Annotated in this window: 16 protein-coding genes; 12 read left to right on the top strand and 4 right to left on the bottom strand. The window is 43.0% G+C overall.

What is annotated here, in order from left to right:
- Positions 1-106 precede the first annotated feature (106 nt).
- The 3 genes from WD077_05810 to WD077_05820 all read right to left on the bottom strand — a co-directional run bounded on the left by WD077_05810 (position 107) and on the right by WD077_05820 (position 5,179).
- On the bottom strand, positions 107-706 hold the full coding sequence (locus WD077_05810) for a hypothetical protein (GenBank protein ID MEX0966733.1): 600 nt from the start codon (positions 704-706) through the stop codon (positions 107-109).
- A 48-nt stretch (positions 707-754) separates the two neighbouring features.
- Positions 755-1,201, bottom strand: coding sequence for an SsrA-binding protein SmpB (smpB, locus tag WD077_05815; GenBank protein MEX0966734.1), 447 nt, complete (start codon positions 1,199-1,201; stop codon positions 755-757).
- Positions 1,202-1,534: 333 nt separating this feature from the next.
- Complete coding sequence (locus tag WD077_05820) at positions 1,535-5,179, bottom strand: gliding motility-associated C-terminal domain-containing protein (protein ID MEX0966735.1); 3,645 nt, start codon at positions 5,177-5,179, stop codon at positions 1,535-1,537.
- Between the two features lie 300 nt (positions 5,180-5,479).
- On the opposite strand from WD077_05820, the gene WD077_05825 reads away from it, so the two are divergent.
- Positions 5,480-6,382, top strand: coding sequence for a MerR family transcriptional regulator (locus tag WD077_05825; protein MEX0966736.1), 903 nt, complete (start codon positions 5,480-5,482; stop codon positions 6,380-6,382).
- Between the two features lie 245 nt (positions 6,383-6,627).
- Positions 6,628-7,134, top strand: a complete 507-nt coding sequence (locus WD077_05830; protein ID MEX0966737.1) for a sigma-70 family RNA polymerase sigma factor — start codon at positions 6,628-6,630, stop codon at positions 7,132-7,134.
- 62 nt (positions 7,135-7,196) lie between these two features.
- Here the strand turns inward: WD077_05830 and WD077_05835 are convergent, their stop codons facing one another.
- On the bottom strand, positions 7,197-7,601 hold the full coding sequence (locus WD077_05835; protein MEX0966738.1) for an START-like domain-containing protein: 405 nt from the start codon (positions 7,599-7,601) through the stop codon (positions 7,197-7,199).
- A 286-nt stretch (positions 7,602-7,887) separates the two neighbouring features.
- Here WD077_05835 and mnmE point away from each other — a divergent pair, with 286 nt between their 5' ends.
- The 10 genes from mnmE (at position 7,888) to WD077_05885 (ending at position 22,528) form a co-directional block, all read left to right on the top strand.
- Positions 7,888-9,348, top strand: a complete 1,461-nt coding sequence (gene mnmE / locus WD077_05840) for a tRNA uridine-5-carboxymethylaminomethyl(34) synthesis GTPase MnmE (GenBank protein MEX0966739.1) — start codon at positions 7,888-7,890, stop codon at positions 9,346-9,348.
- A gap of 170 nt (positions 9,349-9,518) precedes the next feature.
- On the top strand, positions 9,519-9,950 hold the full coding sequence (locus WD077_05845) for a helix-turn-helix domain-containing protein (GenBank protein MEX0966740.1): 432 nt from the start codon (positions 9,519-9,521) through the stop codon (positions 9,948-9,950).
- On the top strand, positions 9,947-11,035 hold the full coding sequence (locus WD077_05850) for a site-specific integrase (protein ID MEX0966741.1): 1,089 nt from the start codon (positions 9,947-9,949) through the stop codon (positions 11,033-11,035). The genes WD077_05845 and WD077_05850 overlap by 4 nt, the downstream gene beginning before the upstream one ends.
- Positions 11,032-11,832 (top strand): hypothetical protein, encoded by an 801-nt coding sequence (locus tag WD077_05855; protein ID MEX0966742.1) that lies wholly within the window; start codon positions 11,032-11,034, stop codon positions 11,830-11,832. The genes WD077_05850 and WD077_05855 overlap by 4 nt, the downstream gene beginning before the upstream one ends.
- A 159-nt stretch (positions 11,833-11,991) precedes the next feature.
- Positions 11,992-12,363 carry a helix-turn-helix domain-containing protein gene (locus WD077_05860; GenBank protein MEX0966743.1) on the top strand — a complete coding sequence of 124 codons (372 nt, stop codon included), beginning with the start codon at positions 11,992-11,994 and terminating at the stop codon, positions 12,361-12,363.
- The gene (locus WD077_05865; GenBank protein ID MEX0966744.1) at positions 12,360-13,031 is read left to right on the top strand and encodes a BT4734/BF3469 family protein; all 672 of its coding nucleotides are present in this window, start codon (positions 12,360-12,362) and stop codon (positions 13,029-13,031) included. Before WD077_05860 ends, WD077_05865 begins: the two co-directional genes overlap by 4 nt.
- Before the next feature lie 3 nt (positions 13,032-13,034).
- A complete protein-coding gene (locus WD077_05870) occupies positions 13,035-14,852 on the top strand; it encodes a DUF3987 domain-containing protein (GenBank protein MEX0966745.1) in 1,818 nt (605 codons plus the stop codon).
- Between the two features lie 176 nt (positions 14,853-15,028).
- Positions 15,029-18,394, top strand: coding sequence for a helicase-related protein (locus tag WD077_05875; protein MEX0966746.1), 3,366 nt, complete (start codon positions 15,029-15,031; stop codon positions 18,392-18,394).
- Between the two features lies 1 nt (position 18,395).
- Positions 18,396-21,767, top strand: a complete 3,372-nt coding sequence (locus WD077_05880; GenBank protein ID MEX0966747.1) for a DNA methyltransferase — start codon at positions 18,396-18,398, stop codon at positions 21,765-21,767.
- A gap of 173 nt (positions 21,768-21,940) precedes the next feature.
- Entirely contained in the window at positions 21,941-22,528 is a 588-nt protein-coding gene (locus tag WD077_05885; protein ID MEX0966748.1) for a hypothetical protein, read from the top strand.
- The last annotated feature ends 13 nt before the right edge of the window (positions 22,529-22,541 follow it).

Genomic DNA, 22,541 nt, shown 5'->3' on the forward strand with positions numbered 1-22,541 from the left:
GTAAAAATTCCTTAGTCGTTTTATTGCCATTTTTCCAGTACAGTTTTCTTCAGGATGTTAGAACACATTTCGGTACAGTGGGTTGCAGAAAAGCAAAAATAAACATTTACACCGCGTTTATTTGCTCCCGGACGAGCTGGCTCAGATTTTCCCAAAACCGGCCTTTCTGATGCCAAATCGGGCTGCGATGAACGATCAGGGTAACAAGAAATCCGCTCTTTTCTGTAAAGCTCATTGTGGTGCCTTGAATTTTTCCGGGTCTTGCTATGCCGAGCAAGCTAAGCAGTTTGTTGTTGATCACCGGATCGTCTTCCAGTTGATACTCCACAACGAAGCGGGTACGATCCTTCACCTCCAGATGAGCAGCCTGGAATGCATTGATATGGACAGTTTTGCCCAGTACTCCCTCTTCCCCAAAGGCTTCTGCCATCCCTTCTGCAAAAGCGCACCCCATACTGAAACCGACCAAATGATGAGGCCCTTCGGTGGTCGAAATTTCCAATAATTTTTCCCGTCCAAATTCATATCCCAAAGCATAGCGCGCACGGCAGGTAGAGAGAAATTTAAAATCAAGGGGTGGGAATTTCATTTGAGGATCGTCAAAAAATTTCGCAGCACCCTGCACAAATTCATCATCTCTTCCCCAGAAAATCCGGCCGGCAGGCGGGGAGCCGAAGCCTATTTTACCATTGATAAACCAGATCATTTATTTTCAGCTTTGGAAAAGGAGTTGTGAGAAATATGGAAATACGCTTCAGAATTGGGTGCGGTCTATTTCGCGCTTTGCATCCTTTTCCTTCAATGATTGGCGCTTATCATAATGCTTCTTTCCGCGGGCAATGGCAAATTGCATTTTCGCAAAGCCGGTATCCGAAATGAATACGCTGAGCGGAATAAGAGTTATTCCCTTGGTTTTCACCTCATTCTCAATTTTGCGCAATTCCCTCTTGTTCAATAGAAGCTTGCGTTCGCGCAGGGGTTCATGATTATAAATATTGCCCTGCTTGTATTCGGCAATATGCATGTTTCTAATCCACATCTCGCCTTGCTTCAGGTAGCAGTAGCCCTCGGCAATGCTGGCCTTCCCCGCCCTGATAGATTTAATCTCGGTTCCTGTCAGGCTCAGCCCTGCCGTAAACTTATCCATGATCTCATATTCATGGTAAGCCTTCCGGTTGCGTATATTCAGGTTTTCACTCATGTCTTGCTTGCCGGTTCTATATGCTGCGAAGGTACAGCAAGGTTTATTTGATTATTGGATAATAGCAGTTTTTGCGCAGTCGTTTCGTACAGCTTAATAATCCCCATTTATTTTATACCCTTTTATTATTTCTTTAAAATTAATCCATAAAAAATAAATTTAAATAATTAAATAAAGCTTATTGTGGTTAAAAAATCAAATATTAAAACAAACAAACTTTTAAAAATAAGTTTTCATTTCTCAATATATATTACAGAAAATTTGATTTTTGAATCTCTTATGGCCAATGACGATTAATCGACCGTGAAAATTATTTATAAAGGCGAATGAATTTTACCGGATGATGGTAACGGTTCCTTTGGTGTGATGACGGCTTTCGTCCCAGCCGGTATAGGTGATAATGTATACGAAGACGGCATCGAAGGGCTCTCGGTCTTTGTATGTGCCGTTCCATCGGTCGTGGCGGTCATTGCTATGAAAAACGCGCTCGCCCCAGCGATTATACACTTTCACTTCAAAATCTTTTACGAAAACGGGGACCATGTTCCACAGGTCATTGCTCTCGTCATCATTAGGAGAAAATACGTTGGGTACGTATAATTCCGGAGCCTGTACAAGCTCGATTTCATTGCTGACGCTTTCGGCACCCAATCCTTTGTCGCCTTCGTGGCCAATGATGCGGTACCAATAGAGGCCCACGTCCAGATTGAGATTTTTATCTATCGTCTGCAACATGTGCTGTTCTGTGATGATCACGACAGAGTCAGGATTATACGGATCTCTACGGATCACTTCATATTCTCTTACACCGCCTTTCCATTTCTCATATTTATTCCAGTCCAGATAGTGCTCAAAAGGAACTGATTCACCTGAAAGATGAATGGAGCAACTGAAGTTGCCGGATGCGCTTTGCAGGAAGCACTGGTCTACATTAGTTACTACATAGCAATAGGAATGATTATGTACGTCAGCCGAATAATCAAAGAATGTAGTATCATCAATATTTTTTATGGTATGCAGCACTTCAAATTCACTATCAGGATTATTTTTCTTCCTCAGAATTTTATACATGTAATAATCATCTTTGGAATATCTCTGCCACACCAGTTTCAGGTAGTCATTATCTACCACGGTTACTGTATAGATATAGGATGAAGGCGGCAGGGAATCTTCGTCAGGAATCGAACATTCCCAACGGGTGGAATCGCCTGACATTCCGCAGATATTTACACCATGAATTAGGTAGCAATAATCCACGTTCGCATGATCGGGAGCGGCCTTATCCAGGAACTGAATATCATCGGGGTTTCTAATCTCCTTGAGAATTTCGATTCGGCCATCCGGGTATCTTTTCAGGAGGTTGTAATGCGACACATATTTGCCGGTTTCAAATTCACCCCAGTTCAGCTCAAGGTTGTTGTCAGACATGCGTTTTAAGCAAAATATGGCAGGGGGGGCTGGGGGTGGTGGAGGTTGCACTACGATTTTGATGGTACCTTCCGAAGTGCGTGGTGTGGGGCAGCCATCATCTCGCATATATATCGTTGCAACAAGGGTATCAGCGTTTGTTATATGATCGCAGGAAGTTTGCCAGGTAAAGCGCCCTGTGGCGCTTGAAATACCGAATTTGCTTACAATCTTAGCATGAGGTCCCGGAAATTTGTCAGGGTCAAACATCGGCCCTCCGAAACTAAAAAATACGGAATCGTAAGGATCTTTGTCAGTGACCATAAATGAAAAATCAATTTTTTCGGTGGCCATAACAGTTATGATCGTATCCCTGAATTCAGGAGCAAAGTTGGATGAGTTCAAATCAATTTTAAATAGAGCGTTGTTACAGCCACCTTCCGGTGAATTGGGGCGCTTTCCATTGTTTGTCTGAGACCAGGCATCTTCGGTGGTCGGAAAATCTGAAAATCCGCCACAGCCGGCACAAACCGATTGATATACCTTCCCGTGTTTGTCGAAACGGCTGGTTCCGCCATCCACATGTTCGCTGCTTCTGCCTCCGCCAAAATAGGTGGCATACACCAGGTCTTTCATGGAGCGGGAAAGGATGATCAGGTAAAAATCTGAGCCATCGGTTGTTGTCTGATATTCTTCCTTGAGGGGCATTCCTGTCATCACAGAACCCGACTGATTGTAAGTATTATTGGTTTGCCCTCCCCAGCCTGAAACATATACACGACCGCATAGATCCACAAGAAATGCCGAAGGGGAGATGTCCGGTACAGAATTTCCGGTTCCAAATACGGTGGAGGCCTTTCGGGTGCTGAGCGCTTTATCAAGCACGGTGATGAACTGCTTGCCGTTGTTGTTGCTGTAAACTCCCGAAGTTACAGGCCAGATGCCTTTTGTCTGGCCCATTGCGTATACCTGTCCTTTGCCGTCAAGCTGTACAAAATAGCACTGGTCATATTGATTGGTACCCAGAAATGTAGAAGCCTGTAATTCTCCCGTCAGCGCATTAATTTTCGCTACGAAGCCATCGGTGCCGCCTGCGAATGTTTCTGTCAAAACACCCGGAGTGGTCTTGAAATTATTGCTTTTTGTTCCGCCACAAACGAACAATTCATTGTCTGCTGAAATGTGCAGTCCGTAAGCGGCATCTGTGCTGTTCCCTCCAATAAAAGAACTCCAGAGGAGCATATCAAGGTCATCTGTGAGTTTCAGCACCACTCCGTCCTGGCCTCCGCCATAAGTCCCCTGAAAAGCATTTCGTACCGGAAAATTTGAGGACTCGGTACAGCTTGCAATTAGAACGTTGTCATTTTGATCTGTAATCACTTCCCCGCGAAATTGGTCGCCATAGTTGTAAGCCAGGGGACTTGTAGCGAATCTTCCATCTCCGTTCAGGCCATCATTGTTATGTCCTCCGGCCAGCGTAGAGGCCAGCAGTGTTTTCCCGTCAGCAGAAATGCGCGAAACGAAAATATCGGTTCCACCCTGCAAGCTGCGATTGAAGGCATTTGAAGAGGTTGGAAAATTAAAGGAAGAGGTAGTCCCCAGGATGATAAGTTCGCCTCTGCTGTTAACCACCATGCTATGGGGCCTATCATCGCCTGAACCTCCCAGGTAGGTAGCATAAAGAAGTTGTTTGCCATCCGGAGAAAGTTTCATTATGCCTGCATCGGTTCCGCTAGAGAGGCCGGATGGGAAGGGACCTTTGAAATTTTGCTGATAAGCACCCGCGGTTACAGGATATCCTTGTTCGTATACGGTTCCGCCACCGTAGCCATTACCCTGATCATCGTAGGTAGCCGTAAAGCCGAAGTTATCACCCACCGATCCGGAGAAGGTAGAGAACACCACCAACGGGTCAATCACTAATGGAATGCTTTTGTTGTAGCGGCCGACTTTAAACTGCATCCTCTCATTTTTCAGCCTGAAGCCGGATTTTACTTCTTTCTCCTGTTCTCCCTGAATTTGGTAGCTGTAAGGTTCCTGTTCCACTATCTTGTTGAGTGAGGTAGACAGCGTGAGTGCGCCCTCCTGAAGTGCCAATTCATCACCTCCTGAGTAAAGCAGCGCGATATCATCAGGATCTCCCCCCGGGTTGACGATAAAGTTATACTTTACGGCCTGGTCCATCGCCACGATCTCAAGATCAATATGATCATAAATATTCCTGTAAATCACTTTTCCAAATGCCTTTACACCAGAAGCCCAACGCGTGGGATCATTACCCAGAAAATAATTGTAGTATTCGGATGAAGTATCATATCCGACAGGTATAACAGCATTGGCACCTTGAAATTTCACTTTTACAGCATGCCCTGAATAGGACTCGGTCGTAGCGCTGTTGTGATAGCGATCATGCACCGCGCTTTCATCATAAAAGGAGTAGGTAAGACCGTCCTTTTCCAGAAACAGCTCACCACCGGGAATTGAAGTCCTGAATTTTACAGGCTCCTCCCATTGCCCTTTGTTCTCACGGAACTTAACCTGAGCTGTGGCAGAGATACATAGAAAAGACAAAAGCAATACGATTGCACTGCTTTTTTGGTAAAAATTTACCTGCATTTGTTGTGCGTTACCTGATTGTAGACGTACTGAATCGGCAGTTAGTTGTACAGGGTGTATTTATACCCGGTTACGTTATTACAAAGCTACTTAATTTAGTCCGTCTTATTATGTGAAAAATTTATAAAACCGGCCATTTAAAAGAATTGAGAAGGATTTTCAGGAGTTCAAACAAATAAAAAATGCTTTCGTTACAACCCGGTCATCTCACAGGCCAATGAAAAGGCTCATCACAAGATTTAACCACCAGGAGATTTGAATTTTTCTATCCGGGAACTTGAGGCGCTCTCAGGCATTAAAGCGCATACCATTCGTATATGGGAGCAGCGCTATGAAATTTTGAAGCCGAAGCGTACAGGTACGAACATACGCTACTATGACGAAGAGGATTTGCGGTTATTGCTGAATGTGGCTTACCTGAACCAGCACGGCTATAAGATCTCTCAGATTGTGGAAATGAGTCCTGAACGGTTGTCGGAGCTCGTTCGCAACCTTGGTGAAAAGGAAAACAGCTTTAACCCGCAGATAAATGCGCTGATCCTGGCTACGGTGGAGCTTGATGAACTGCAAGTGGAAAAGCTGATATCATCATGCACATTGCGATATGGCTTTATCCAGACGATGCTGAAGATCATATCGCCATTGTTTGAAAGGATTGGGATTTTGTGGCAAAGTGGCTCCATCCGGCCCGCACAGGAGCATTTTATTAGCAATATTATCCGTCAAAAAATAATTGTTGCCATAGATGCGCAGGGAACTTCTACTGACCCCGAAGCTAAGAAATTCCTGCTGTTCCTGCCCTCCAATGAGCTGCATGAAATAGGGCTGCTTTTAGCGGCATATATCATCAAGTCCTACCATCATAAGGTCATCTATCTTGGGCAGGCCGTGCCCTTTGCCGATCTGAAGCTGGTATATGAGTGTTATCATCCGGATGTTGTGGTTACCTGCTTAACGCATGTGGCCCCTGCCGGGAAACAGATCCGGGATTTTATTGACGGACTGGCGGAGGCTTTCCCCAAGGCACAGATCATAGCCGGAGGGCTCCAGGTCAGGTGCAGCGACCTCTGCGCGCAGGAAAGGGTTCATTTCCTGCGAAATCTTCCTGAATTCATAGATTTTCTGGAATCGCTAAAAAGAAGCGACAGCCGCAACTAAAAAATATTTCAGGAAGATTTCTCTTTTTTCTGACACATTCCCTGTAAGTTTGTTTAACTTTTTACAACATATATTAAACATTATATGATCATTTCATGTAAATGTCAACATAGAAGAAAATTTCTCCATATCATAGCTCAGGAATTTAGAAATGTTCGATTCAAAAAGGAAGGGCTTCTCTGAACAGGATTCCCTTTTGAAATGTATTGTTTAATATTTTGTTAGTACCATTAAACGTAGAACCAATGCCAACCACAGATTTTACTTCCCAGGTGTATCAGTTTTCCAATGACCTGAAGCCAGTAGCGCTCAATCTTACGCGCGATATGGAAGATGCAAAAGACCTGATGCAGGAGACAATGTTAAGAGCACTTGCCAGCCAGGATAAGTTTAAAGAAGGCACCAACCTCAAAGCGTGGTTATACACCATAATGAAGAACATCTTCATTAATGATTACAGGAAGAAAAGCAAGCGCAGGGTGATTTCGGATGGAACCGATAACCATTTTTTCATAAACTCTTCCACCTCAAGGGAAGTGACGAATGGAGGCGAAGGCCAGCTCGCAATGGAAGATATTGACTGGGCAATGGAGCGCATAAACCCAGACTTTAAGACGCCATTCCTGATGCACTTCAAAGGCTTTAAATATCAGGAAATAGCCGATGCATTTAGCCTGCCCATCGGAACAGTGAAAAGCCGTATCCACTTTGCCCGCAAAGCGCTGAAGAAGCAGCTAAACGGTATGCGCTGATTGTTTTTGTATCCTGCTTTCCATGCCTGCCCGAAGAAAGGAGCAGGGGCTGAAATGAAATGTTATCCCCCGATGGTGCTTTTTAGCTGATCAATAGAAACCTGCCAAACCATTTTGGCTTCCTGTATTTCATCCTCATTCTCAAAGTCAGTAACCATCAGCGCCACATCCCGGGTCAGTTCATCCAACTCTATTTCGAAGGTGAGATACTCTTCAGCATCCCGGTCAAGCCACTGAAATTTTACAAGCTTTCCGGGCTTTTTCCGGATCATTTGCGCCCGCTCAGGGCTTCCATCCCACATAAACGTATAGACATCACCATTTACGGTTACATCATCAGCAAACCAGGCCGTGAGGCCGGATGCCGTTGCCAGGTAATTATAGAGAAGATCAGGACTTGATCTTAGCTGAAATTCTGCTGTATACTTTTCCCTTTTGTTGCTCATGGGGATTTTTGTATTTGTCATAGTTGAATTTTCTTAGGTGGGGCAATAAAGGAAAACTTCCTTGTCTTTCCAAATTTCCAGAGGTATATAAAATTCCCTGTTTATTAAAAAAGCGCGTATCTCACATTTTGTTTTTTGAAGAATGATTTTTTTGCTCCAAGAATTTCAAGCCTTTGCTAAAAATGTTTATCCACTGTCCCTGAGCTTTTCCTGACTCATCACTGTAACCAACCGGCCCATATCTTTTTTCCGTTCGCTAAAAATTCTTATTCTTATTCAACCTTTGCTGTTCAGGAAAAAACGGGTTATGAATTTCAGACAGGACGATACAATTGCTGCAATAGCCACGGCTGCCGGCCCTGCGGCAGTAGGCATGATTCGTATTTCAGGTAAGAATGCTTTTTCCAGCGTGAATCCACTTTTCATCGGCAAGGATCTGACTTCAGTAAAAAGCCATACCCTTCATTACGGTACTTTACAGCATGAGGGACAAACCCTGGACGAGGTGGTGATCGGTATTTTTCGCGGACCGAAAAGCTATACAGGCGAGGATGTGCTCGAGATCAGTTGTCACGGCTCCTCGGTGGTGCTTGAGCGTGTGATGCAGGCATTGATGCTTCAGGGAATTCGCCCGGCAAAAGCCGGAGAGTTTACCATGCGTGCTTTCCTGAATGGGAAGATGGACCTCAGCCAGGCAGAGGCCGTGGCCGACCTCATCAACTCCGAATCGGAGGCGGCCTATAAAACCGCACTTTTCCAGATGCGGGGTGGGTTTGCAGAAAAAATAAAGCAACTGCGCGGACGGCTGGTTCACTTCACGGCACTCATTGAATTGGAGCTGGATTTTGCGGAGGAAGATGTGGAATTTGCCAACCGCGACCAATTCCGACAGTTGATTACAGAAATAAAGGACAATGTCAGTGGCCTGCTAAAATCTTTTCAGTTGGGCAACGTCATCAAAAAGGGCGTATCCGTAACCATTGCCGGCAGGCCCAACGCAGGTAAAAGCACGCTGCTCAATGCCCTGCTTCAGGAAGAGCGCGCCATCGTCAGCGAAATCCCCGGTACCACGCGCGATACGATTGAGGACACCATCAGCATCAACGGCATCCTCTTCCGGTTTACTGACACGGCAGGAATCCGCGAAGCCGGGGATGAGATAGAGCGCATCGGCATTGAACGCACCCGCCAGAGCATCGGCAAGAGCAACATCCTCATCTACTTATATGACGTGAATGAACTTACTCCAGCCGAAGTAAAACAGGACCTGGCAGAGCTGAACCTACAGCAGGAACCGGTTGTGGTGGGAAACAAACTGGATTTAAGTTCTGAGTTCAAAGTTCTGAGTTCAAAGTTCCGGGTTCAAAGTTCTGAGTTCAAAGTTCAAAGTTCAAAGTTCCGGGTTCAGGGTTCACAACGCGAAACTCGCAACGCGGAACCCAGAACCCAGAACCCAGAACCGATATATATATCCTCGAAAACCCATGAGGGCATTGACCAGCTAACCATGGCATTGCTCAACCGCGTTAACCTCGGCAAAGGCATCAGCGACTATGGTGTAGTCACCAACCTGCGCCACCACGAAGCGTTGAGCCGCGCCAGCGAGGCCGTCCGCGATGTCCTCTCCGCCCTCGACAGCGGCCTCACCACCGATCTCCTCACAGTGGACATCCGTAGAGCACTTCAAGCCCTAGGTGAGATCACCGGGGAGATTACTACTGATGAGATTCTGGGGACTATTTTTTCAAAGTTTTGTATTGGAAAGTAATTACTTTTCAGATGTTTAGCTAATCCTTTCTTAGTTATAGCTTAAAGGCTGTTTTATCTATTTTTATTTGTTGCTAACTTTCCTTTTTTGGCATAGATTTGTTGCTAATCTGTTGCTGACATCCCGATTATTGTTGTTAGCAACAAAATATTTAGAACACGGGCGAAATTATGATACATAGAGATACATTGGGATACAATGAGAGACAATCTGATACATACTTTGGCCACAACAAGACATCACACAATATGAGCAGCAACATTAGAGTACCAAAAATCTGTCAGCACTGCGGAACTGAGTTTATTGCCAAGACCACAGTTACCCAATATTGTGGGGACAACTGCGCCAAACGGGCATACAAGAAACGAGTGAGGGAAGCCAAGATTCAAGAGGTAGTACCAACGGCCATCCAGAAGCAAGACTTCATTCAGGAGCAAGTCAGCCAAAAAGCTTTCCTGAGTATTGCGGAAACCTGTAAACTCCTCGGAACAAGCAGAATGACCCTATACCGCCAAATTAAAACCGGGAACATAAAAGCAGGTAAAGTCGGTAGGCGTACGATCATCAAAAGATCATCCATCGAAAAGCTTTTTCAAACATGAAAGTAACGCTAAGAGAACGCAACCAGGGCGGACAAACCAGCCTCTACCTTGACTATTATCACAAGGGCCGGAGAAAGACGGAATCTCTTAAACTATACCTGAACCCTAAAGCCAGGACTAAGGAGGAGAAGGAGATTAATAAAAAGACGCTACAACTGGCAGGTACAATTAGAGCACAGCGACAAATCGAAATCCAAAATGGGATCTATGGGTTTCGTGATAATGCGAAACTAAAGGGTAGCTTTACAGCCTACATTGGATTACTCACCGAGAGACGAAAAGACAGCTCCGGCAACTACGGGAATTGGGACAGTATGCTTAAACATTTAAAGGAATTTATGCCTGCAAACATAACCTTCGCGCAGGTTGACAGGCAGTTTGTCCAGGAGTTCAAGTTTTACCTCGATAAAGAGGCCAGAACCAAAAGCAATGAGCCGCTATCTCAGAACTCCAAATACTCCTATTTCAACAAATTTAGGGCAGCACTGAAGCAAGCCGTAAAAGATGAAATCCTTCCAACCAATCCAAGTGAAGGAGTTGAAGTATTCAGGCAGGGTGAACCGGAGAGAGCATTTTTGACACTGGAAGAACTGCAAGCAGCCGTAAATTCAGAATGTGAAATTCCGTTACTGAAAACCGCCTTCATCTTTTCATGCCTTAGTGGGCTTCGCTGGTCAGACATACACAAGCTACTTTGGTCTGAGGTGCAACACTCCAAGAGCATGGGGTATTATATCCGTTTCATGCAAAAGAAAACTAAGGGGACTGAAACCCTTCCTATCTCAGAGCAAGCCTATAACTTGCTAGGCGAACGCCAGGAGAACAGCCAAAGGGTTTTTGATGGATTAAAATATTCGGCATGGCACAATATGAAGTTGCAACAATGGATGATGAAGGCAGGTATTTCCAAGACCATCACTTTTCACTGTGCCCGACATACCTATGCTACGTTACAGCTATCCGCTGGAACAGATATTTACACGGTTTCCAAACTCTTAGGACATAGAGATTTAAAAACAACCCAAGTATACGCCAAGGTTATTGACGACAAAAAACGAGAAGCAGCTAATAAAATCAAAATATGAGGCCACCAAAAAATTTTCTTTATGCTATTTCCTTTATTGAGATGAGTTCTATAAACTGTCTAAATAATGAAAGGAAAATCTATGAAATCTGCATAGAAGATTTAGAAGAACTGAGACAAAAGTTGAATTTTATTTCTCTAAATGATGCATACTCCTACTATGTTTTAGAAAGGATAAGTAAATTCAATGTTTTTCAAAAGAAGGAATTTATAGTTTATCAGTTTTCATTAGTGGAAAATGAAAAACAATGGTTTCTTGATTTGCAGAGTCTATTAGATAAAGCCCAAACTTTTATGGGTGAAACCTATAACCCCTGGGAGAATTCTCTTAAGGGCATCAATGAAATAATGAAAGAAATATATGAGGAGTATTTCAATATTATAGAAGGTAAACCTAACCTTAAGAATAAACAGATTCCATCGAGTACTCATTCATTTACGTATCTTCAATATGCGGTAGACCCCGACAAGCTTGCCAACCTATATGAAAGTTTAAAATTTACTCACCTGATTGATGCAGGCACGAACCTTTCAAATTTTAATAAGGTATTCTCAAATAAAGAAATTAAAACTCCTACAACTTGGACCGGCAGCATCAGTCAGCTTTACTATTTCATCAAACTCATTCATAACGATTGGAAATTAATAAAGAACCTAAAACAAGAGCAATGGAAAGTAACCTGCCAGTGCTTTGTTGATGCTGATGGGAACTCCTTTGACAGAAAGAAATTTAGGTCAATGAAAAAGCCAGTAAAAACCGCGCACATTATTGAAAATGCAGCATCCCACTTGAAGTAGGGCACTCTGCACCCTGCACTATTATTTTTTTTTGCTTTTGTTTAGGCCTTTCTTTCTCAGAGTGAGCTCTTGTTTTCACCTGACCGAACACTCTGCACTCTGCACTCTGCACTGCACCTGCCTTGCTGTGGTCATATCCCCCTAAAACTCAATATATTTTTGAGCCGTATTCGACAAACGAATATGGCTTTAGCGCTAAAGTCCATTTCTCACATCATAATTGACATGAAAATGGACGAAATAATATTACGTCTTGACAATCTCCAACGCCTCATAGAGCGCCAGGGGATTCAAACTAAGGAAGTTTTGAACTTCAAAGAGGCTTGCGAGTACTTGGAGCTTTCTCAGTCACACTTGTACAAATTGACAAGTGCAGGGAGTATTCCGCACTACAAGCCCAATGGGAAGAAGCTTTATTTCAAAAAAAGTGAGTTGGAAAGCTGGTTGCTGCGCAATCGCAATTCCACTCAGGATGAAATTGACCAAAAAGCTGCTGATTATCTAATCAAAAAAGGGAGGGTGAAGCTATGAAAGAGATAAATAGTCCCGTCCGTACTGAATCGCATGATGAGTTCCTCAATTCAGGCAATAATTGCTATCCAAGCGTAGGCAAACACGAGGAATTACAATCTGAACTTGCCGATAATGAATTTAAGAAGATAAAATCACCTGTATTCAGCTACTTTAAGAAACCCTTGTTTAATCTGTTTCCAAGTCACACTGTTTCCCTGGTAGATGTATTTCACCTTATTAGGCGAAAAGATTTTAATTGGGCTACAGATAAACTCCGCAAAATTCAGGATGTAATTGCTTCCAGAAATTTTAAGGCTAAGAATTTTGATTATGTAACCTTTTCTGGTTTGTTCACGCAAAGAGCTAATGCATATCTGCAAAAACATTCAGGATTACTTACCATCGATTTTGACCACCTTAAGGACATTCCTAACCTCAAATCATCACTGCTGAATGATCGTTATTTTGAGACTGAGCTACTCTTTACTTCTCCTTCAGGGAATGGCCTCAAATGGATAATTCCAATTGACTTGACTAAAGCAAAACACAAGGAATATTTTAACGCTGTAGGAAATTATATACTCAAAAACTATCAGGTTAAAATAGATGAAAATGGAAAGGACATATCTAGAGCCTGTTACCTCCCCCACGATCCAGAAGTATTCATCAATCCCAAATACTTATAGGACATGGAAAGAGAAACATTTAATCCTATGGATTGGCTTGATAAACCTACCCCGCAAAGCAAGGTTACAGAGCAGCACCAATTCAAGACAGATGCCCAAACAAACGAAGTAGAACGCATCATCCAGTACATTGAAACCAACCGGGTAGATATTACCTCTGCTTACAAAGATTGGGTAAATGTAGGTTTCGCCTTTGCCCATGAATTTGGGGAGAATGGCCGGAACCTATTTCATAGGGTAAGCCAGTTCTACCCCGACTATTCAGCTCCTGAGTGCGACACGCAATTTGACAATTGTTTGAAATCAAAAGGTCGTGGGGTTTCACTGAAAACCTTTTTCTACCTCGCAAAGGGTGCTGGAATTGATATTACACCTCCACGGACAGAAAAACAGGATCAGCACACTTTCAAGAGGGAGAAGCTGAACGGTAGTCAAACTGAATATCACCAGCACGGAAATCAGGAACAGGAAGAAATGCCAACATTTCCTGATTCCTTATTTCCTGAACTTCCTGACTTTCTTCAAAGGGTAGTGAAGGCAGCATCCTCTAACGAGGAAAGGGATATTTTGCTCCTGGGATCCATTGTTACCATCAGTGCCTGTTTACCCAATGTTTTTGGCATATATGATGAGAATCGGGTCTATCCCAATCTGTATCTGTTTATTACAGCACAGGCATCCGCAGGGAAAGGTCGTTTGGTTCATTGTCGGCAATTGGTTAAACCCATCCATAAAGAACTAAGAGACCAAGCCAAACTCAACAAACAGCAATATGAATCAGAAATGGCAGTATACAATTCCAAAAAGAACAGAACCGCTGATATTGAGAAGCCAGTTCCACCGCCTATAATGTCATTTATCATTCCAGCCAATAATAGTGCAACAGGCACATATCAGATCTTAAACGATAACAACGGCATCGGACTTTTATTTGAGACTGAAGGTGATACATTAGCCCAAGCTTTTAAAAGTGACTATGGGAATTACAGTGATGGGTTTAGAAAAGCTTTTCATCATGAGCCCATAACATATTTTCGAAGAACTGATCGGGAGTACGTAGAAATAGAAAAGCCATGCCTTTCAGCGGTTCTTTCTGGTACGCCAAAACAGGTTTCGACTTTGATACCCAATGCGGAAAACGGCTTATTCAGCCGTTTCATTTTCTACTATATGAACGTTCGTCCAGTATGGAAGAATGTATTTTCCAACCGAACGGATAATGGTTTAGATAATTACTTTGAAGCATTGGGCAGTGAGTTCTACAAGTTCTATAAAAGTCTTATGAAAGATGATCTACGCCAGGTTTTGCTAACCGCAGATCAACAAGACCAGTTCCATCAATCCTTTAGACAATTACTGGAAAAGTACTATAGCCTAAAAGGATTGGATTACATGGCCACGATCTATAGGCTGGGTTTGATAGCCTACCGTTTCTGTATGATATTGACGGTATTGCGGAACATGGAAACAGGCGATACAGCCAAGGAGCATATTTGCGAGGAAAGGGATTTTCAGACTGTACAAGCTATGATCAAAGTTTTAGTGAAGCATTCAAGCAAAGTGTTTGGCGAGTTGCCCCAAGAAGAAATCAAACCCTCACGGAGGAACAAGAAAGAAAAGTTCCTCTATGAGTTACCTTATAACTTCAACCGCCAGAAGTACCTTGAAGTGGCTAAAGGTTTGGGGATTCCAGACAAGACTGCCGAGGGGTATATTACAAGCTTTGTCACCTCGAACTTGATTCATCGAGAATCCAAAGACCAGTACATAAACACCTCACTTGAGGAAATTCAGGATTCTAAGGAAACTAAGGACGGATAATCCTTAGTTTCCTCTAATTCCTCAAAATCCTGAAATTAGTTTTCTCCCTACTTCTTGCTTTTTAATCGTTTTCTTTCAACATTTTGAGATAATTATGGATCTGATAGCAGGGACATTTGGTGCCATCACAGCTACCTGTCTTGTAAACATCAGGGATCAGACGTGTGATTGCAAAAATGTTTTCCATACTTTCACCGCAAAAAGCTTTGCCCCGGATATTTGATAACATCGAGAAACACCTCAATCAGGGATTAAAGGATTCCATCGAAGTGGCGTACAAGAGTGATTTCTGTATAGGCTACTTCAATCTTAGAGGTTGGAAACATTTGGCGGATTATGTAGAACGCTGGGAAGGAGGTGATGAGAAATGCTGCCGATTACTCATTGGAATGCAGAAGCACCCGCAAGAGGTGCTTAAAGATTACTTCAACCATGTTGAGACTGGTGAAATAGATAACAAGCGGGCTAAGGATTTCAAGACCAAGTTAGCCCACGAGTTTCGCAACCAGTTAACCATCGGAATCCCTACCGACCAAGATGAAATAACATTACGCCAGTTAAAACATCAATTGCTCTCAAAAAAGGTAGTAGTGAAGCTTTTTTTGAAGCACACCCTTCATGCAAAATTGTATTTGCTTTACCGGGATGATAAAAATAATCCACGAACCGGATTTGTTGGAAGCAGTAATCTCACCATGTCCGGTTTGGCGAAGCAGGGAGAACTTAATGTGGATGTTCTGGATCATGATGCATCAGAAAAGCTGGAAAAGTGGTTTGCCGATCGTTGGGAAGACCGCTGGTGTATAGACATTACTGAGGAACTTGCTGAAATAATCGAAGAATCCTGGGCCCGTGAAGAACTTATACCTCCTTATCATATTTACTTAAAAATAGCTTACCACCTTTCGCAGGAAGCGCGGTCTGGCCTTTCAGAGTTCAAACTGCCCAAGGAATTTGAGAAGAAACTGTTTCCTTTCCAACAGCAGGCAGTGAAAGTAGCGGCCCATCATCTCAATAAGCGGAATGGAGTTTTGATTGGTGACGTGGTAGGGTTAGGAAAAACAATTACAGCAACTGCATTAGCCCGCATTTTTGAAGAAGACTTCAGCCTGGAGACTTTAATTATTTGCCCCAAGAACCTGGTGAAAATGTGGGAAGATTATGCTTTCGAGTATAGACTTAGAGCAAAGGTGCTATCCATTACCAAGGTTCAGGGTGAACTCACGGATATGAGAAGATACCGTTTATTGATAATTGATGAAAGCCATAACCTCAGAAACCGATTTGGCAAACGATACCGGGCTATACACGAATATATCAAACTCAACGGTAGTAAGGTAATCCTTCTGACAGCTACCCCTTATAACAAAACCTACCTTGACCTTTCGGGCCAATTGCGGCTATTTATTGACGATGATCAGAATTTAGGCGTCAGCCCGGAGCGTTACATAGAACGGATTGGCGGAAAAACGCGTTTTTTGGCCCGCCACCAAACGGCAGTAGATACGCTACCTGCATTTGAGCACAGTGAGTTCATTGACGACTGGCGTGAATTAATGAAGCTATTTCTTGTGAGGAGAACCAGGAGCTTTGTTAAAAACCACTATGCGCTTACTGATAAGACAAATGGGCGGCAATACCTGGAATTTCCAGATGGCAGCAAATCTTATTTTCCTGATCGCGTTCCAAAGGCGGTCCAGTACCCGTACAACCCGGAGGATTCAGAGGATCAGTATGCCAGGCTTTACTCACCAGCGGTAGTAAGTATCATTGCCGGATTAAATTTGGCCAGATACGGATTGGGCAACTACCTGAATGACAATGCTGAGAATAAGGCTACTGAAGCTGAAAAGACAATTATTCAGAACTTGTCCCGTGCTGGTAGACGGTTAAAAGGTTTTGCGCGTACCAACTTGTTCAAACGCCTTGAAAGCAGTGGTTGGGCTTTCCTGCTTTCGGTTTCGCGGCAGGTTATGCGGAATTACACATTTATTTATGCTATTGAGAATAAAGAAAAACTTCCCGTTGGACAACAGGAAGCAAATATGCTGGATTACTTTCTGGAAGATAAGGAGCCGGACGGGGAAAGCAAGCCTGATATAACTATGAATCTGCTGCTTGATGAGAAGCAATATCTTAATAAGGCAGCATCTGTTTTCAAGGTATTAAAGGCTGAGAAGAATCAAAAGAAGTTCGATTGGATTAAGAGTGACTTGTTCGAGAAGAAGTTGAAGGATGAACTATATGCTGATAGCAAGAACCTCCTAAAAATCCTTGAAGCAGGCAAAGAATGGAAAGCACTGGAAGACAGACAGCTCAATAGGCTTTTTGAGTTGATAACGAAAGATCACCCGAAAGAAAAAGTCCTCATATTTACTCAATATGCCGATACCGCCTATTATCTGTGTGATGAACTCAAAAGGCGAAAGGTCAAATCGCTTGAATGTGTAACGGGAGACGTAGAAGAACCCCGTGAATATGCGGTCAGGTTTAGCCCTAAAAGCAATGGCCGTAGTGAGATAGAAAATGAATTGAGAGTACTGGTTACAACAGATGTTTTGAGCGAAGGGCAAAACTTACAAGATGCACATATTGTGGTCAACTACGATTTGCCCTGGGCCATCATCCGGTTAATACAGAGAGCTGGACGTATTGACCGCATTGGGCAACAATCAAAGGAGATAATCTGCTACTCATTCTTGCCCGAAAATGGAGTAGAGCAGATAATCAATTTAAGAGGACGGCTTCGTCAGCGCATTGAAGAAAATGCTGAAGTAGTGGGAGCCGATGAAGTTTTTTTCGAGGGCGATCCGGTAAACCTGGCAGATTTGTATAATGAAAAATCCGGTATCCTGGATGATGCTGGTGAGGAAGAAGTAGATTTGGCCTCCTATGCCTATCAAATTTGGAAGGACGCCATAGATGCCGATCCTAAATTGAAACAGATCATTACCAACATGCCTGATGTAGTCTATTCCACTAAGCCCCTCGGTAATAGAGAAAAAGATGAAGGTACGGTTGTTTATTGCCGAACCGGAGAAGGAAATGATGTGCTCACCTATGTGGATAGCCGTGGAGGTGTGGTGACCCAATCCCAATTCAGGATTTTAAGGGCCTTAAAATGCACACCAGAAACTCCGGCACTCGAACGCTTGCCGAATCATCATGACTTGGTGGCAAAGGGTGTTGATTACGTTCGGGAATTTGAAAGCCAGATTGGCGGCCAGCTTGGCCATAAGCGTAGTGCCCGGTACAGGGTTTACATGAGCCTGGAAGGGTTTTACAACGCCAGTCCTGATGATCTTTTTGCAGGCCCACGCCTGAAAGCGGCAATTGATGAAATTTATCAGTTTCCACTCAAGGAATATGCACGTGACATCCTGAACAGGCAGTTGAAAACCGGAATATCAGATACTGATCTTTCAGAATTGGTTATCAACCTCCGCGAGGAAGATAGATTGTGTATTGTTGATCCAGAGGGTGTTAAAGAATATAAAGCCCCGCAAATCATTTGTTCAATGGGCTTAAAAGAGGAAAATTAGAATGGAGCATCTGATTTCAAAGAAAGTTTTTAATCAATATCTAAAGTCGTTCGATTTCTCAGGGTTATTTGTTGATTTGGGCTGGGCCCACGCAAAGAAAAGGGAACCGGTTGAAGCAGCCAACGAAGTTTACACACTCAATGCCGCTGCCGAGAAGCAGAGTTTTGTGGTGTTGATCTGTGATCCGGGGCCTGATGGTAAAATTCCTGAAAGCGCCATTCGCAGAACCATAGAAAAAAAGGTGCGTAGCCTGTTCTTTGAGCACATCATTATTTATGTAGATAAGGCCCAGAAAGAACAGCTTTGGCAGTTGGTGATTCGTGAGCCTAACAAACCTGCGCGAATTGTGGAGCACCGCTACCATGTGAACCAAGCCGCAGACTTTTTATATGAAAAATTGCAGGGCCTTCTCTTTACGCTGGATGAAGAAGGCAATATTGGAATAGTTGATGTAAAAGCGCGTGTTCAGGCACAGTTTAGCCAGAATGCAGAGAAAGTGACCAAGAAGTTTTATGCTGAGTTTAAGCAGCAGCATGGCGCTTTCCGCCAATTCATTGATGGAATTGCAAAAGAAACGGACAAGGATTGGTACACCAGCCTGATGTTAAACCGCCTTATGTTCATCTACTTCATTCAGAAAAAGGGATTTCTGGACAAGAATTTCAGTTATTTACAGGACAAGCTTAAAGAGGTAAAGGCGCAAAAAGGTAAAGGTAAGTTCTTTAGCTTTTATCGCAACTTCCTTATGCGGCTTTTCCATGAAGGGTTGGGGAATCCTGACCATTCTGATGCGGACTTGCAAAAGCTCATCGGCAGGGTTCCTTATCTCAATGGCGGCCTCTTCGATGTGCATGAACTGGAAAAGGATCATGCAAAAATCAACATTAAGGACGAAGCATTTGAGAAGGTCTTTGCTTTTTTTGATAAATACAACTGGCATCTTAATACTAATATCTCATCATCCGGCAAAGACATTAACCCGGATGTAATCGGGTACATATTTGAGAAGTACATTAATGATCGCGCCCAAATGGGTGCCTACTACACCAAAGAGGATATTACCGACTATATCGGTAAAAATTGCATTATTCCCTATTTGTTTGACCAGGTAAAGGAACGTTGTAAAGAAGCTTTTACAGGCGATAGTAGCCTTTGGAATATGCTGAAGGAACAGCCTGACCGCTATATTTACCCTGCTATGAAACATGGAGTGTGGGAAGAACCACCCACCGATGGAAAAGATGGAAATCTGCGGGAATTGCCGGGGAATATTGAAATTGGGGTGGATACCAGCAAGCCCAACCTCATTGAGCGCAGGAAGGATTGGAATACCTCAGCGATAGAAGAATATGCGCTTCCCACCGAGATTTGGCGGGAAACCGTGACCCGCAGGCAGCGCTATTTTGAAGTAAGAAACAAGCTGGTAAATGGGGAGGTAACCAACATCAATGATTTCATTACCTATAACCTTGATATCCGGCAGTTTGCACAGGATGCTGTGGAGCAGTATGAAGGCATTGACTTTACCCGTGCCTTTTACCGCACGCTGCAAGAGGTCACTATTTTAGACCCTACCTGCGGTTCCGGGGCATTTTTATTTGCCGCGCTTAATATTTTGCAGCCGCTTTATGAAGCTTGCCTGTTGCGCATGGGGCAGCACAAAGACGACATGGAACGGCAAAACCGCAATAAGAATACCTATAAAAACGAGCGGGAAATTTTAGCCCAGGCAGCGCAACACCCCAACCTGGATTACTACATCTTAAAGAACATTATCCTGCGCAATCTTTATGGGGTTGACATTATGAATGAGGCCGTGGAAATAGCCAAGCTGCGCCTGTTCCTGAAAATGGTGGCCGTGGCCGAACCGGATTACCAGAAAGAAAACTTAGGGCTGGAGCCATTGCCTGACATTGACTTTAACATCCGGGCAGGGAATACATTGGTGGGCTTTGCCACGGAGGCGGAGTTAAATAAAAGCTGGCATTTGTTCCCGAACGATTTGTACGATAATCCAAAAGAAGCCAAAACAAGGGTGAACGATAAAATGGACTATGTTGCCAAAGCATTCACCCGCTTTAAAGAAGTACAAACAGCTCACGTTCAACTTCAAGATTTCAAGTCTTTTAAAGATGTGAAGTCAGAACTTGAAATAAAGTTGAAGGAGCTAAGAAACGAACTCGATTATGTTCACGCCCTGACTTATGGAATTTATCCAAATACCAGTCGAAAGCAATTCGAGGATTGGAAGCAAACGCACCAGCCCTTCCATTGGTTTGCCGAGTACTATGGCATTGTGCATGACCGTGGCGGGTTTGATGTGGTAATTGGGAATCCACCTTATGTTGAATATTCGAAGGTAAAGAAGTCTTATTCTATTATAGGACTCAAAACAATACAGAGTGGTAATCTTTTCGCCTTTTGTATTGAAAAAGCACTAAATATTTTACAAAAAAAAGGGTGGTTTGGATACATTGTTCCTGTTAGTTTGACTTGTACTCAGCGAATGGCGTCATTGCAAAACCAATTCCTTCAATATTCTGATGAAGTTTGGCTATCAAGTTATGGAGAACGTCCTTCAAAGTTGTTTGAAGGAGCTGAAGTATTGCTTTCTATTTGTATGTTTTCAAAAGGCAGCCAAAGTTTATTGAGGTCAACAAATTTAAGGAAATGGCACAGTGATTACCGTCCGCATCTGTTTGAAACAACTCAATACTCTCCTCCAGTTCAAAGGATTAGGAATTACATCATCCCCAAAGCGAAGGAGACACTAGAAGTTTCTATAATCCAAAAACTAAGTGAAGGAAATTCAGTTCTTGAAAAATTCTATACTGAGAAGAACAAAAACAAAATATACTACAGAATTGGTGGAGGTCGATACTGGAAGATTTTCACCACTTTTCAGCCAAATTTCGTTTTAAACGGCACTCAATCAGTGTCCTCCCGGGAAAACTATCTCTATTTCGATAACTTGCTTACGAGAGACTTGGCTGTAGCACAGTTAAGTAGTACCCTCTTTTTCTGGTGGTATTCAATTACCACTAATGGTAGAGATATGAACCCTGTAGATCTTGCCAAGTTTCCATTTGCTTACCAGAACCTAAGTAGTAAAACAATATCTGCTCTTCAAGGTGATAGTCAATTATTAATGGCAGACTATTCTAAAAAGAAAGTGGAAAAGGAGAAGGTGTCAACTAAAACTGGCAATGTTATTTATGAAGAATTTTATCCAAGACTTTCAAAGGGTCTAATTGACCAAATTGATATACAACTTGCCCACTATTACACCTTCACAGAAGAAGAACTTGACTTCATCATCAACTATGACATCAAATACCGGATGGGAAAGGAATTGGAGGGGAATGAGGAGTAAGGATAGAGGACATACAGCGGGTACTCTACGGATAGAGGGCACTGCGCCAGCGAACGAACCAAGAGCATCACAAGTTGTAAGAATATTAAATTTGCGCGGAAATGGAGAAATACGGAATTCCTGAACGCTTCAAGCCAGGCTTTGAAGCGCTAATAGCCCTGGATGAAAAACAGGTGGAAGAAATTGCTGAAGTGATAAGCAAATATGAACCGGGTGTAGGGCCGGGCATTTTCGCCAGTCAGCTCTCTGAAAAGTTTCAGATTCCCGATATGAGGGAGATAGCAATGGTTGCTTTTAGTTTCGGGAGTTTATTAATCGCGGCTGATGATGGAACTGAACAACTTTCACAGGCATTGGCACAGTCTTACTATACTCAGTTTGAAAAAGAAGCTGAAAAGAACTATGTGGATTCGCTTGCTAAAAAAATACATTTGCTATTGCAAAAAAGCGATCCTTTAAAAACCTATAATAAAGCTTTGGGGCTGATTGCAGAAAGCGATAAGCTGTTCCGGGATTGCCGCATAATTAGTGATATTAGGCTGCTATTTCAGGAAAGTATCAGCAAGGAAAGCAACCATGCGATTGTGCTACATCAACTTAAGATTGAATATCAGACCAATGAAGAATTGAAAAGCGCTTTCTTTAACCTAAAACGGGAAGAGCTAGAGCAATTGAAGAAACAGGTAGATAGAGCTTTAGAAAAAGAAACAAGCATCTATAAGAATTTTCCAGGAATTCAGTTTATCCAATTAAAGAATTAATGCAATGAAAGAT

It is taken from the genome of Bacteroidia bacterium (genome assembly GCA_040880525.1).
Lineage (GTDB): Bacteria > Bacteroidota > Bacteroidia > CAILMK01 > JBBDIG01 > JBBDIG01.

What these genes read in the sequence shown, in the direction of transcription:
- WD077_05810 (MEX0966733.1), bottom strand. Translation starts at nt 706, where the DNA reads ATGATCTGGTTTATCAATGGTAAAATAGGCTTCGGCTCCCCGCCTGCC.
- smpB (MEX0966734.1), bottom strand. Translation starts at nt 1,201, where the DNA reads ATGAGTGAAAACCTGAATATACGCAACCGGAAGGCTTACCATGAATAT.
- WD077_05830 (MEX0966737.1), top strand. Translation starts at nt 6,628, where the DNA reads ATGCCAACCACAGATTTTACTTCCCAGGTGTATCAGTTTTCCAATGAC.
- WD077_05835 (MEX0966738.1), bottom strand. Translation starts at nt 7,601, where the DNA reads ATGACAAATACAAAAATCCCCATGAGCAACAAAAGGGAAAAGTATACA.
- mnmE (MEX0966739.1), top strand. Translation starts at nt 7,888, where the DNA reads ATGAATTTCAGACAGGACGATACAATTGCTGCAATAGCCACGGCTGCC.
- WD077_05845 (MEX0966740.1), top strand. Translation starts at nt 9,519, where the DNA reads ATGATACATAGAGATACATTGGGATACAATGAGAGACAATCTGATACA.
- WD077_05850 (MEX0966741.1), top strand. Translation starts at nt 9,947, where the DNA reads ATGAAAGTAACGCTAAGAGAACGCAACCAGGGCGGACAAACCAGCCTC.
- WD077_05855 (MEX0966742.1), top strand. Translation starts at nt 11,032, where the DNA reads ATGAGGCCACCAAAAAATTTTCTTTATGCTATTTCCTTTATTGAGATG.
- WD077_05865 (MEX0966744.1), top strand. Translation starts at nt 12,360, where the DNA reads ATGAAAGAGATAAATAGTCCCGTCCGTACTGAATCGCATGATGAGTTC.
- WD077_05870 (MEX0966745.1), top strand. Translation starts at nt 13,035, where the DNA reads ATGGAAAGAGAAACATTTAATCCTATGGATTGGCTTGATAAACCTACC.
- WD077_05875 (MEX0966746.1), top strand. Translation starts at nt 15,029, where the DNA reads ATGTTTTCCATACTTTCACCGCAAAAAGCTTTGCCCCGGATATTTGAT.
- WD077_05880 (MEX0966747.1), top strand. Translation starts at nt 18,396, where the DNA reads ATGGAGCATCTGATTTCAAAGAAAGTTTTTAATCAATATCTAAAGTCG.